The sequence below is a fragment of the Citrobacter freundii complex sp. CFNIH9 genome (assembly GCF_002903305.1).
In the GTDB taxonomy this organism is placed as follows: domain Bacteria; phylum Pseudomonadota; class Gammaproteobacteria; order Enterobacterales; family Enterobacteriaceae; genus Citrobacter; species Citrobacter portucalensis.
Map to the genome: position 1 here is coordinate 730,904 of NZ_CP026238.1, position 12,817 is coordinate 743,720.

Annotated in this window: 13 protein-coding genes; 2 read left to right on the top strand and 11 right to left on the bottom strand. The window is 55.4% G+C overall.

Annotated elements, in window-relative coordinates:
- Positions 1 to 81: 81 nt before the first annotated feature.
- Positions 82 to 588: a G/U mismatch-specific DNA glycosylase gene (mug, locus tag C2U43_RS03720; RefSeq protein ID WP_008785849.1), complete on the top strand. Its 507-nt coding sequence runs from the start codon at positions 82 to 84 to the stop codon at positions 586 to 588.
- Between the two features lie 45 nt (positions 589 to 633).
- Here mug and rpoD read toward each other — a convergent pair whose 3' ends face one another.
- From rpoD to rpsU, 3 genes are all read right to left on the bottom strand, one after another.
- Complete coding sequence (gene rpoD / locus C2U43_RS03725) at positions 634 to 2,481, bottom strand: RNA polymerase sigma factor RpoD (RefSeq protein WP_003024699.1); 1,848 nt, start codon at positions 2,479 to 2,481, stop codon at positions 634 to 636.
- Between the two features lie 283 nt (positions 2,482 to 2,764).
- On the bottom strand, positions 2,765 to 4,510 hold the full coding sequence (gene dnaG / locus C2U43_RS03730; RefSeq protein WP_003828467.1) for a DNA primase: 1,746 nt from the start codon (positions 4,508 to 4,510) through the stop codon (positions 2,765 to 2,767).
- Positions 4,511 to 4,747: 237 nt separating this feature from the next.
- On the bottom strand, positions 4,748 to 4,963 hold the full coding sequence (gene rpsU / locus C2U43_RS03735; RefSeq protein ID WP_001144069.1) for a 30S ribosomal protein S21: 216 nt from the start codon (positions 4,961 to 4,963) through the stop codon (positions 4,748 to 4,750).
- 236 nt (positions 4,964 to 5,199) lie between these two features.
- Here rpsU and tsaD point away from each other — a divergent pair, with 236 nt between their 5' ends.
- A complete protein-coding gene (gene tsaD, locus C2U43_RS03745) occupies positions 5,200 to 6,213 on the top strand; it encodes a tRNA (adenosine(37)-N6)-threonylcarbamoyltransferase complex transferase subunit TsaD (RefSeq protein ID WP_003024694.1) in 1,014 nt (337 codons plus the stop codon).
- Positions 6,214 to 6,300: 87 nt separating this feature from the next.
- On the opposite strand, the gene ureG is transcribed toward tsaD, so the two are convergent.
- The 8 genes from ureG to C2U43_RS03785 all read right to left on the bottom strand — a co-directional run bounded on the left by ureG (position 6,301) and on the right by C2U43_RS03785 (position 12,817).
- The gene (ureG, locus tag C2U43_RS03750) at positions 6,301 to 6,918 is read right to left on the bottom strand and encodes an urease accessory protein UreG (RefSeq protein ID WP_103284697.1); all 618 of its coding nucleotides are present in this window, start codon (positions 6,916 to 6,918) and stop codon (positions 6,301 to 6,303) included.
- Between the two features lie 9 nt (positions 6,919 to 6,927).
- Positions 6,928 to 7,599: an urease accessory protein UreF gene (locus tag C2U43_RS03755; RefSeq protein ID WP_060683212.1), complete on the bottom strand. Its 672-nt coding sequence runs from the start codon at positions 7,597 to 7,599 to the stop codon at positions 6,928 to 6,930.
- Positions 7,599 to 8,057, bottom strand: a complete 459-nt coding sequence (gene ureE / locus C2U43_RS03760) for an urease accessory protein UreE (protein WP_020996339.1) — start codon at positions 8,055 to 8,057, stop codon at positions 7,599 to 7,601. Before ureE ends, C2U43_RS03755 begins: the two co-directional genes overlap by 1 nt.
- 9 nt (positions 8,058 to 8,066) lie before the next feature.
- A complete protein-coding gene (gene ureC, locus C2U43_RS03765; RefSeq protein WP_103284698.1) occupies positions 8,067 to 9,770 on the bottom strand; it encodes an urease subunit alpha in 1,704 nt (567 codons plus the stop codon).
- On the bottom strand, positions 9,763 to 10,083 hold the full coding sequence (locus C2U43_RS03770; protein ID WP_003828455.1) for an urease subunit beta: 321 nt from the start codon (positions 10,081 to 10,083) through the stop codon (positions 9,763 to 9,765). The genes ureC and C2U43_RS03770 overlap by 8 nt, the downstream gene beginning before the upstream one ends.
- Before the next feature lie 9 nt (positions 10,084 to 10,092).
- Positions 10,093 to 10,395 carry an urease subunit gamma gene (locus C2U43_RS03775; protein WP_003024678.1) on the bottom strand — a complete coding sequence of 101 codons (303 nt, stop codon included), beginning with the start codon at positions 10,393 to 10,395 and terminating at the stop codon, positions 10,093 to 10,095.
- Between the two features lie 10 nt (positions 10,396 to 10,405).
- Positions 10,406 to 11,230 carry an urease accessory protein UreD gene (locus tag C2U43_RS03780; RefSeq protein ID WP_199771096.1) on the bottom strand — a complete coding sequence of 275 codons (825 nt, stop codon included), beginning with the start codon at positions 11,228 to 11,230 and terminating at the stop codon, positions 10,406 to 10,408.
- A gap of 123 nt (positions 11,231 to 11,353) precedes the next feature.
- Positions 11,354 to 12,817, bottom strand: a complete 1,464-nt coding sequence (locus tag C2U43_RS03785) for an anion permease (RefSeq protein ID WP_103284700.1) — start codon at positions 12,815 to 12,817, stop codon at positions 11,354 to 11,356.

Sequence of the window (12,817 nt, forward strand, 5' to 3'; positions counted from 1 at the left end):
AAGCGTACGGATGCTGTTTTTATAAACAATGTATTTTCAGTCCGTTATACTGGTTCCTCTGATGTATTGTTCGGAGTAATTATGGTTAAGGACATACTGGCACCGGAGCTGCGGGTGGTGTTTTGCGGCATCAATCCGGGGCTTTCTTCCGCAGGTACAGGATTCCCCTTTGCGCACCCCGCTAATCGCTTCTGGAAGGTTATCCATCAGGCGGGATTCACCGATCGCCAGCTTAAACCTGAAGAGGCACAGCATCTGCTGGACTTTCGCTGCGGCGTGACTAAGTTTGTCGACAGACCAACGGTACAAGCCAATGAAGTGAAGCTACAAGAGATGCGTAGCGGCGGTCGTCTGCTTATTGAGAAAATAGAAGAGTATCAGCCAGCCGCGCTCGCTATCCTTGGGAAGCAGGCATTTGAGCAGGGGCTTAGCCAGCGTGGGGCACAGTGGGGAAAACAGACGCTGACCATTGGCGCGACGCAGATTTGGGTATTGCCGAATCCCAGCGGATTGAGCCGGATTACACTGGATAAGCTGGTGGAGGCGTATCGCGAGTTGGATGATGCGCTGGTCATGCGCGGGATGTAAAGAAAAACGCCACCTTGCGGTGGCGTTTGAACTTATACGGCGAGATTAATCGTCGAGGAAGCTACGCAGTACTTCAGAGCGGCTCGGGTGGCGCAGTTTACGCAGTGCCTTCGCTTCGATCTGACGGATACGTTCGCGGGTAACGTCGAACTGTTTACCCACTTCTTCCAGCGTGTGGTCGGTGTTCATATCGATACCGAAACGCATACGCAGAACTTTCGCTTCACGGGCGGTCAGGCCAGCCAGAACGTCGTGCGTTGCGGCACGCAGGCTCTCGGTGGTAGCAGAGTCCAGCGGCAGCTCGAGGGTGGTATCCTCGATGAAATCACCCAGATGCGAATCTTCATCGTCGCCGATCGGCGTTTCCATGGAGATAGGTTCTTTAGCAATTTTCAGCACTTTACGGATCTTGTCTTCCGGCATCAGCATGCGCTCAGCCAGTTCTTCTGGCGTCGGCTCGCGGCCCATCTCTTGCAGCATCTGACGGGAGATACGGTTGAGCTTGTTGATAGTCTCAATCATATGTACCGGGATACGGATGGTACGCGCCTGATCCGCGATCGAACGGGTGATCGCCTGACGGATCCACCAGGTTGCATAGGTGGAGAACTTGTAACCACGACGGTATTCAAACTTATCAACCGCTTTCATCAGACCGATGTTACCTTCCTGAATCAGATCCAGGAACTGCAGGCCACGGTTGGTGTATTTTTTAGCGATAGAGATAACCAGACGTAAGTTCGCTTCAACCATCTCTTTTTTCGCACGGCGTGCTTTCGCTTCACCGATGGACATGCGACGGTTGATATCTTTAACCTGCTCGATGGTCAGGCCGGTTTCTTCTTCAATCTGCTGCAGTTTCTGCAGGCCGCGGTGAACGTCATCTGCCACGTCGTGCAGTTTTTCAGACCACGGTTTGTTCATCGCGATTGCCGCGTTGAACCAGGTTTCACTGGTTTCATTGCCAGTAAACAGGGTGATGAAGTTTTTCTTCGGCATTTTGCACTGCTCAACGCAGAGCTTCATGATCAGACGTTCCTGAGTACGCACGCGGTCCATCATGACGCGCATGCTGTTTACCAGGTAGTCGAACTGCTTCGGCACCAGGCGGAACTGTTTGAACACTTCGGACAGCTTCTGAATTTCTTCCTGCGCGGCAGCATGGCTGCGGCCTTTCGCTTTGATGGTGTCGCGAGTGATTTCGTACTGAGTACGCAGTTCACCGAATTTTTCACGCGCTAACTCAGGGTCGATGCTGTTGTCATCATCGCTGCTGTCGTCGTCGCCATCTTCTTCATCTTCATCTTCATCGTCATCCATCTCTTCCTGAGAGAGTTCAGAACCGACGTGGGTCGCCGTTGGCGCCATGTCTTCTTCCGCATTTGGATCGACAAAGCCTGTGATCAGATCGGAAAGACGTGCTTCTTCAGCTTCTACGCGATCGTACTGCTCAAGCAGGTAGGTGATAGCTTCCGGGTATTCGGCAACGGAGCATTGAACCTGGTTAATCCCGTCTTCGATGCGTTTAGCGATGTCGATTTCGCCTTCGCGGGTTAACAGTTCAACGGTACCCATTTCACGCATGTACATGCGGACCGGGTCAGTCGTACGACCGATTTCGGACTCAACGCTGGACAGAACCTGGGCAGCCGCTTCTTCCGCGTCTTCATCGGTGCTGTTGGAGGTTTCAGCAAGCAGCAGATCATCGGCATCAGGTGCTTCTTCCATCACCTGAATACCCATGTCATTGATCATTTGGATGATGTCTTCGATTTGATCTGAATCGACGATATCTTCCGGCAGATGGTCATTGACCTCGGCATAGGTCAGATAGCCTTGCTCCTTACCACGTTGGACAAGAAGCTTCAGCTGTGACTGCGGGTTTTGCTCCATAAGACGGTATCCACACTTAATTCGTTTGATTGGTGTTGGGCGGTAAAACCGCCAACGGCAAAACGAGGGCATACTTATATTTTGCCGCTGCCTCTCCGTGCGGCTGTCGGGGGCTTCCCGATCGATATTCGGCAGTTAAGCCGTTAAATACTTCATCTTTCACGTTGTCTCTGCGTTAGCTGCGTTCTCTCTTCCTGGTCATGTACTTATGTACACTCCCAGGCGTTCGTTCACTTGCTGCCTTGATACAACGCGAATGATTTTGTCTTTGTTTGCCTTTCTCTTATTTCTTGGCCAGTTCCTGGTTCAGTGTCCAGAGTTCCCGGCGTTCTTCGCTGCTTAAACCGTGTGTGCGCTCACGAGCTATCAACTCTTCCTGGCGCAGTTCAAGCATCGAATCAAACATATGGTTGAGTGAGTCGGTGAAGGTTTTTTCCGCGATATCTTTATCTGCTATATCGTCCCACATCGACAGTTTTTCAAGGGTCGCAGCATCATTTGTGCCACGGTAGTGTTCTAAAAGTTGCCCGGTGGTCAGACCTGGCTGAGCCAGACAAGTGTTGACCAGTTCTCTGAATAAGCCAAGTCCAGGCAGCTTATTACTATCCAGTGCGCCTAACGGTGGAACCAGCGGGGCGAGGCCCGGGTTCTGTACCAGCAACCCTATAAGTATACGCATGGTCGTACGTTTTAGCTGTGGAACAGGGCGGGAAGCCCCATTTTCTGCCAGTTTAGGCATTAAACGTTCAAGCTGGCTGTCATCCAGAATGCCGAGCTTGTTCCCCAACTCCTGTCGCAAGTAAATGCGCAACGTTTCGCCTGGTACCTGAGTAATCAGAGGTAATGCCAGCGTACTGAGCTGTGCGCGTCCGTCCGGGGTACTCAAATCCACCTGCGGCAGCAGGCTGTTAAATAAAAACGCGGAGAGCGGCAGCGCCTGCTCCATCCGGGCTTCAAAGGCCTCTTTCCCTTCTTTACGCACCAGCGTATCGGGGTCTTCGCCGTCAGGTAAAAACATGAAGCGTAGCTGGCGTCCGTCTGTCATATAGGGCAGTGCGGTTTCCAGTGCGCGCCATGCTGCGTCGCGTCCGGCACGGTCGCCGTCGTAACAGCAAATTACGTTGTTCGTCGCGCGGAACAACAGTTGGATGTGATCGGCAGTAGTTGACGTCCCTAGGGATGCCACGGCGTAGTTAATGCCGTATTGCGCCAGCGCCACCACATCCATATAGCCTTCTACCACTAACAGGCGCTGTGGATCGGCGTTATCCTGCTGGGCTTCATAAAGGCCATACAGCTGGCGGCCTTTATGGAAAATATCGGTTTCCGGGGAGTTCAGATATTTCGGCAGGGCATCGCCCAGCACGCGTCCACCAAAACCAATGACTCGACCACGTTTGTCGCGAATGGGGAACATCACCCGTTCGCGGAAGCGATCGTAACTGCGTCCCTGATCGTTGGTGACCAACATCCCCGCATCGACCAGCGATTTGCGATTCTCAGCATTGCCGCCAAACCGTTTCAGGACGTTGTCCCAGCCGGGGGGCGCAAAACCAATAGCAAAACGGGTGATAACGTCGCTACTTAATCCTCGCTTTTCCAGGTACTGGCGCGCAGGGGTAGCGGCGGGCTGCATCAAAGACTGTTGATAAAAAGTGTTCAGGCCGTCCATCAATTGATAAAGGCTTTGCCGTTGATGGCGCTCTATCTGACTGGGGCCACTGCCTGCTTCATAGGGTACTTCAAGGTTGTGCATTGCGGCCAGTTCTTCGACGGTTTCCACAAACTCGAGCTTGTCGTAGTTCATGAGAAAGTCGACGGCGTTGCCATGCGCGCCACACCCAAAGCAGTGATAAAACTGTTTTTCACCGTTTACGGTGAAAGAGGGGGTTTTTTCGTTATGGAACGGACAGCACGCGTGATAATTTTTGCCCTGCTTTTTCAGCTTTACCCGCGCGTCGATGAGATCGACGATGTCGGTTCTTGCCAGCAGGTCATTGATAAAAACGCGAGGAATTCGTCCAGCCATAAGCCCCTGTTTTTTGATGACTCATATACACAAAATCATTCAGGATGCATCAAGGCGGCAAGGAAGCGAATCCTCAGGAGCGTACAGCAGTACGTGACTGGGGTGAGCGACTGCAGCCAACACTGAGGCAGCTTGAATGATGACGTGTATAAACGAAAATAAGCCGCGCATTCCTTCCGGAAGCACGGCCTTACAACTACAACTCAGTCTGAATTGAGAGCGTTGGCTCTCAATGGATTAGTACAGACGAGTACGGCGTGCGTTTTCGCGAGCCAGTTTCTTCGCGTGACGTTTCACAGCAGAAGCTTTAGCGCGCTTACGTTCGGTAGTCGGTTTTTCATAGAACTCACGACGACGAACTTCCGCCAGAACACCTGCTTTTTCGCATGAACGCTTGAAGCGACGCAGTGCTACGTCGAACGGCTCGTTTTCACGTACTTTAATTACCGGCATGTAACTCTCACCTTTAATAAATTCGGTTTGCCGCTGGCATCAACGCCAGCTTATTTCAAAATGGTGCGGAATTTTACTGCAATTGCTGCTGCTTTGTAAAGCACCGACGCGATTTTGAAAGGGACTTTTATAAGGACAAGGAGTATACACGAGCGAAACTCCTGGGGCGAACAAAGTTTTACATCAACCCGCATTGGTCCTACACTGCGCGGTAATAGAGCGAGGTAAAACAAGTCATGCGTGTACTGGGTATTGAAACATCCTGCGATGAAACCGGCATCGCCATTTACGACGATGAAAAAGGTCTTTTAGCCAACCAATTGTATAGTCAGGTGAAATTACATGCTGACTACGGCGGCGTAGTGCCTGAACTGGCCTCGCGCGATCACGTACGTAAAACCGTACCGTTGATCCAGGCCGCGCTGAAAGAAGCGGGACTGACGGCAAAAGAGATCGATGCGGTGGCGTATACCGCAGGTCCTGGTCTGGTTGGTGCGCTGCTGGTTGGTGCAACCGTAGGACGTTCGCTGGCGTTCGCCTGGGGCGTACCGGCAATTCCTGTGCACCACATGGAAGGGCATCTGCTCGCGCCAATGCTGGAAGATAATCCCCCTGCGTTCCCGTTCGTCGCGCTGCTGGTTTCCGGCGGTCACACGCAGCTGATCAGCGTCACCGGTATCGGTCAGTATGAATTGCTGGGCGAATCGATTGATGATGCTGCCGGTGAAGCGTTCGACAAAACCGCCAAGCTGCTGGGATTGGATTATCCTGGTGGCCCAATGCTGTCAAAGCTGGCATCACAAGGCGTTGAAAAACGTTTTGTCTTCCCGCGTCCGATGACTGACCGTCCGGGGCTGGATTTCAGCTTCTCAGGTTTGAAAACCTTCGCTGCGAATACCATTCGTAATAACGAAAATGACGATCAGACCCGCGCTGATATCGCCCGCGCGTTTGAAGACGCGGTAGTTGATACGCTGATGATCAAGTGCAAACGCGCGCTGGATCAAACCGGTTTTAAACGTCTGGTGATGGCGGGGGGCGTGAGTGCGAACCGTACGCTGCGCGCAAAACTGGCCGAGATGATGCAAAAACGTCGTGGCGAAGTGTTTTACGCGCGTCCGGAATTTTGTACCGATAACGGGGCGATGATCGCCTACGCGGGCATGGTGCGCTTTAAAGCGGGTGCAACGGCGGATCTTGGCGTGACCGTGCGCCCACGCTGGCCGCTGGCGGAATTACCGGCAGCATAAGTTTTTTTGCCCGGTGGCGCTGCGTTTACCGGGCTTACAAAACCGTAGGCCGGGTCAGGCGAATCCGCCGCCCGGCGATAGCTCTCACTACATCCGCAACATTCCTTTCTCTTCCAGAAACGCGATAATTTTTTCCAGGCCTTCTCCAGATTTTAAATTACTAAACGTCCATGGACGCTCGCCGCGCATGCGCAAGGTATCGCGCTCCATCACCTCCAGCGATGCGCCGACGTAAGGGGCAAGATCGGTTTTATTGATCACCAGAAAATCGGATTTGGTGATCCCCGGACCACCTTTACGCGGGATCTTCTCGCCTTCAGCAACATCGATCACATAGATCGTCAGATCCGCGAGTTCCGGGCTGAAGGTGGCGCTCAGGTTATCGCCGCCGCTTTCCACAAAAATCAGATCCAGATTGCAGAATTTCTCGCTCAGCGCTTCTACGGCGGCCAGATTCATCGACGCATCTTCGCGGATGGCGGTATGCGGGCAGCCACCGGTTTCCACGCCGACGATCCTCTCTGGCTCCAGTGCGCCCGCCTCGGTGAGAATGCGCTGATCTTCTTTGGTGTAGATATCGTTGGTCACCACCGCCAACTGATAGCTGCTGCGCATGGCTTTGCATAACGCTTCCAGCAGCGCCGTTTTGCCCGAGCCAACCGGGCCGCCAACGCCCACACGCAGGGGATGCTTGTAGTTACTCATTTTTTCTCCTCAGGAGCGGAATAATCGGGAATATTGGGTTTCATGCCGGGCAGACGCGATAGCGGCCAACGGCGTTGCGGAGCCGAGGCTGGTGTCAGGACACGTCAGCGCCTGTGCCAAACCCTGCGCATAGCGATCGCAGAGCGCAATAATCAAACGCTGGGCCGCCTGTTGTCCAAAAGGAACCAGCTTGACGCCAGCCATGACAGCGCTCTCAATCCAGCTGTAGCCGAGGCTTAACGCCAGCTCCGTCAGCGGAATTTTCCAGCGCACGCCCAGCCAGGCCATGCCGCAGAGTTGGCTGTCGACAAAGAGGGTGCGCCATTCTCGCGAGCAATCCGACTCCCAGTCGGTGACCAGCCGCGTAAACGCCGCACCCCGACTGCGTTCTTCATCCCGCAGTTCGCGGGTTTCGCGACAGGCCAGCAGGTAAGCGCTCCAGCGGCGTGCTGCGTCGAGATCGTCCTGCTCGCAGGCGCGATACAGTCTCGCCAGCAGCGGTAGGTCAACGGTAAAAAAGTTCTGCTCCATCTGCTGGATTTGCCAGGCAGAGAAGTCATCGACGCTTTTCACCCAGCCGATTTCCACCGCCCACTCCAGACCCTGGGACCAGGTAAATGACCCTACCGGGAGCGCGCTGCTGGCGAGCTGCATCAGACGTAGCTGTTGGCTGTTATGCATCAGTGCGCATGGCCGTGGTGATGCCCGTGTGATTCACTGGCATAAGCGCCTGCTTCAGGTTCAAACGGCAACTGGGCGAACGTCACCTCAAGGTTGAACTGGCGCAGCATGTCGTCCAGCACATGATCGTGGTGGTAGCGCAGTTCGTCCGGCAGAATTTGCAGTGGAACGTGACGATTACCGAGGTGATAACAGGCTTTGGCGAGCAGGAAAGGATCGGCGCAGCGCACCACGGAAACCGACTCCGGTGCGGCGATCACTTCGATCACTTCGCTGCCATCTTCGGTACTTAGCAGATCGCCACCGCGCAGCAGCAAACCACGCGGTAGCATTAGCCCGGCTTCGCGACCGTCGTTCAGTGCTACCCTGGCGCGACTTTTTACCCGGACATCAATGGGCAGCGTGACGCTTGCAGTAACGCGGTGAGCGTGGTCAAGGCGTTGGGTCAGATAGATCATCGTCACTCCTCAAAACAGAAAATAGCGTTGCGCCATCGGCAAAACATCTGCCGGTTCGCTGGTGATAAGTTCGCCATCAATACGCACCTCGTAAGTCTGAGCATCGACGGTGATATTGGGTTGCAGGCCGTTGTGGATCATGTCGACCTTTTTCACTGTCCGACAGCCTTTGACGACGGCGATAGCGCTTTGCAGATTGAGCTGCTGCGGGATGTTTTGCGCGTCAGCGGCCTGCGAAATAAAGGTCAGCCGGGTGTGGTGCCGCGCCGCGCCAAGCGCGCCGAACATCATGCGGTAATGCACCGGCTGCGGGGTGGGGATCGAGGCGTTGATATCGCCCATCGGCGCGCAGGCGATCATCCCGCCCTTGACGATCGTCGCCGGTTTTACGCCAAAAAAGGCGGGTGACCACAGCACCAGATCGGCCAGTTTGCCTGGCTCAACGGAACCGACTTCATGGGCGATACCGTGGGTTAATGCCGGGTTGATGGTGTATTTGGCGACGTAGCGTTTAACGCGCAGGTTGTCGTTGTCACCGGTTTCTTCTGCCAACGGGCCACGCTGAACCTTCATGCGGTGCGCCACCTGCCAGGTACGCAGGATCACTTCGCCCACGCGCCCCATCGCCTGTGAATCGGACGAGGTCAGGGAAAACGCGCCAATGTCATGCAGCACATCCTCGGCAGCGATTGTTTCCCGGCGAATGCGGGATTCGGCAAAGGCCACGTCTTCGGCGATATCCGGATCGAGGTGGTGGCAAACCATCAGCATGTCGAGATGCTCGTCGATGGTGTTGACGGTATAGGGCAGCGTCGGATTCGTGGAGGAGGGCAGAATATTCGGATGCGCGCAGGCGGTGATGATATCCGGCGCATGGCCGCCGCCCGCGCCTTCAGTGTGAAAGGTATGAATGGTGCGATCGCCAATCGCCGCCAGCGTATCTTCAACGAAACCGGACTCGTTGAGCGTGTCGCTGTGCAGCGCGACCTGGATGTCCATTTCGTCGGCCACGGTTAGCGCGCAGTCGATAGCGGCAGGCGTGGCGCCCCAGTCTTCATGGATTTTCAGGCCAATTGCGCCCGCGCTGATTTGCTCGCGCAAGGCGTCTGGATTTGAGCCATTGCCTTTACCCAGCAAACCAATGTTAACCGGCAACGAATCTGCCGCCTGCAGCATGTGCGCGATGTACCAGGGGCCCGGTGTGCAGGTGGTGGCGTGAGTGCCTGCGGCCGGACCGGTGCCTCCGCCGATCATCGTCGTCACCCCGGAAACCAGCGCCTCCTGCGCCTGCTGTGGGCAGATCCAGTGAATATGCGTATCCACGCCGCCCGCAGTGACGATCTTACCTTCCCCAGCGATGACTTCAGTTCCCACGCCTATCGGGATCGTGACGTTGGGTTGAATATCGGGATTACCTGCTTTGCCGATGGCGAAGATCCTGCCGTTTTTGATGCCGATATCCGCTTTCACGATCCCCCAGTGATCGACGATCAGCGCGTTGGTGATCACCAGATCCACGCATGCATCGGCGCGCATTTGTCCCTGGCCCATGCCGTCGCGGATCACTTTTCCGCCGCCGAATTTGACCTCTTCGCCGTAGGTGGTGAAGTCTTGTTCCACCTCGATCCACAGGTCGGTATCCGCCAGGCGCACTTTATCGCCGGTGGTTGGGCCAAACATGTCGGCGTACGCCTGCCGGGAAATGTCACTCATTATCTGCCTCCAGTGCGCCCATCACTTCGCTGCGAAAACCCACGATCCTTTGTGCACCGGCAACGCGCACCAGTTCGACTTCGCGTTTTTGTCCTGGCTCAAAACGCACCGCAGTGCCCGCAGCAATGTTCAGACGAAAACCGCGTGCAGCCAGCCTGTCAAAGCGCAGCGCTGGGTTCACTTCGTAAAAGTGATAGTGCGATCCCACCTGGATGGGTCTGTCGCCATGATTTTCCACCACGATCGTGCAGATCTCCCGCCCTTGATTAAGCGCAATATTGCCTTTTGCGATCTGATATTCACCTGGGATCATTGCTGCTCCTTAGACGATCGGATTGTGGACAGTGACCAGCTTCGATCCGTCCGGAAATGTGGCTTCAACCTGAATATCCGGGATCATCTCCGGTACGCCTTCCATCACCTGATCGCGGCGCAGGACGTGACGCCCGTCTTCCATCAGCGCGGCCACGGTTTGCCCGTCCCGCGCCCCTTCCATGATGAAAGCGCTAATCAGCGCCACCGATTCCGGGTAGTTCAGCTTCAGCCCGCGGGCCAGGCGACGTTCCGCCACCAGCGCGGCGGTAAATAGCAACAGCTTGTCTTTTTCTCTGGGAGTCAGTTCCATAAGGGTTCTCTTAGGTTTGCCAGATTCGCGGGAGTACGGGCGCTTTGTGTGTCAGCAGCGGGCGCAGAAATTGCCAGATGTCGCGCATAACGCGCTGGACAACCAGGTTGTCGCTAGCAAGAAAACGGATTGTCAGCAGCGAATCGTTAAGCGTTGCCCCGGCGTAATCGCCAAGCGCCGTAAGCCGCTCCCGCGTGCCCTCGAGCATATGTTCGCTGGCCGGATAACACAGCAACGTGCCGACCCAGGGATGATGTGCGACGCCGCTCAGATTCCCCTCCTGCAACTGCAAGCGTTCTATCAGCAGTGGCTGCCCATCTCGCCATACTTCCTGGCGGTTTTGCAGCGTGCCGTAACTGAAGGTCTCCTGCATAACCGGTCGGCCAAGACACAGCAGATCCCAGGCCAGCAGGCGGCTTGCGGATGTCAGATGAAAGACGGTCTGAATAGCGGCGTTGGCGCCGGGAAAGAGGATCGTATCCTGCGGCAGCCACTCCAGCGTCGCGTGGGGTGCGAGGGTAAAATGCTGGCGCAGCAATGCCTGCGGTCCACGGCTGCGGTAAAACTTTCCCGCGCCAGGCTGGGTGATTAACGTGTGGCTGTTTTCGTCGAGCGTTACGGCGATATGGAGCTCATCCCCGCCGACGATCCCCGCCGGTGGATGAAGCAAATAGAGATGGCAAACGTCCTCTTCCGGGTAAAACGGGCGTTGAACCGTCAATGGACCATGATGACGCGCCGAGGCGAGCACCGTTTTGTGCCCGGTGCAGGTAAAATGCAGATCCAGTTCGGCCTGCCAGCCCCGTGTGAGTGTCTCGTGCGCAACCGTGTCCAGAGCGTTTCCCCTATCAGCATGAGGGTGTTTGCATACAAAAAAGTATGCCTCAGCGCATCGGGAAATCGATCATATGAGAAGCTTATGGATAAAGGGGCGACAATACGTCGCCCCACCAGGGTTTTACAGTAAAACGAGGGGCATCCAGACCAGACCGGTAATCACCAGAAGCACGAGGAAAATCAGGCCAAAAATAGCACCGAGTCGCCAGTAATCCACTGTTGGTAAATAGCCGCTACCGTAGTAGATAGGGCTAGGGCCGGTGGCGTACGGGGTCAGAATGCTGCCCAGACCAATGGCGGCGCCAACCATCAGGCAGAAGACCGGTAGCGGGATTTCCGGCATTGCCAGCGCGGCGGCAATCATCATCGGTGCGAGGGCGGAGGTATAGGCTGTGGCGCTGGCAAAGAAGTAACGCAGCAGATAGAACACCACGATCAGCGCTACCATCACCATCATCGGCGAATAACCGCTCAGCCCGTTTGCCAGCAGCTTGCCGAACCAGGTAATAAAACCGGTGTTATTGAGCCCGGTGGCCAGCGTGATCAGCGAGGCCAGCCAGAAAAAGACGTTCCATGCGGCTTTATTGCTGACGATGTCATCCCAGCTAATGATGCGCAGTACCAGCATCAACGCCACCACGCTGTATCCAACCATCGCGGCGTCAATATAATCGCCGCCGAAGATCCACAGCACCAGCGCGCCGACCATCAGCACCAGCATCTTTTTCTCGCGAGCGCAGAGCGGTCCCATCGCTTTTAGTTCGGTATCCGCCCAGCGTGGAACCTGATCGCCGGATTTCAGCATCGGTGGATATAACACGTACGCCAGCCACGGCACGATCAGCACCAGTAAAATGCTCAGCGGCAGCATGCCTAAGAACCAGTCACCCCAGCTTAGCGCGGTGTGGGACGCGCCTTTCATCAGACCGATCAACAGCAGGTTCGGCGCCATTGCCGTTAAGAAAATGGCGCTGGTAACGCAGTCAGCGACAATGCCCATCCACATGATGTACGAGCCAATAGAGCGTGAACTGGCGCTATTGGGTTGTGAGTTATACAGCGGCGGCAGGTTGCGGATAATCGGGTAGATTATTCCGGCCCCACGGGCGGAGTTGGAAGGTGTGACGGGAGCGAGGATAAGTTCGGAGAACATCACCGCATAGCCGAGAAACAGAGTCCTATGCCCCATCTTTTTCACCAGCATCAGCGCGATTCGCCGACCGAGTCCGGTTTTCTCATAGCCAGTACCAAACATAAAGGCCGCGAAGATCAGCCAGATGACCGAGTTTGAAAAGCCAGATACCGCCCACGACAGCGATTTGGCGGTAAATTTAAAACCGTCCTGCGCGAGTTGCTCCGGGCTGAACAGCAGCCACGGAGAAAGGACGGCGATGATCGAAATGCCAATCATCGCCACTACCGCCCCTGGTACAGGTTCCAGAATAAGCCCGACAATCACACCGGTAAAGACGGCAAAATAGAGCCAGGTGTGGCTCTCAAGACCGGTGGGGACGGGTAGAACAGCAATAATGGCGATGACCACCAGCGGAGCCTGGTATCGCCACCAACCAGCTAAAGGTGCCAT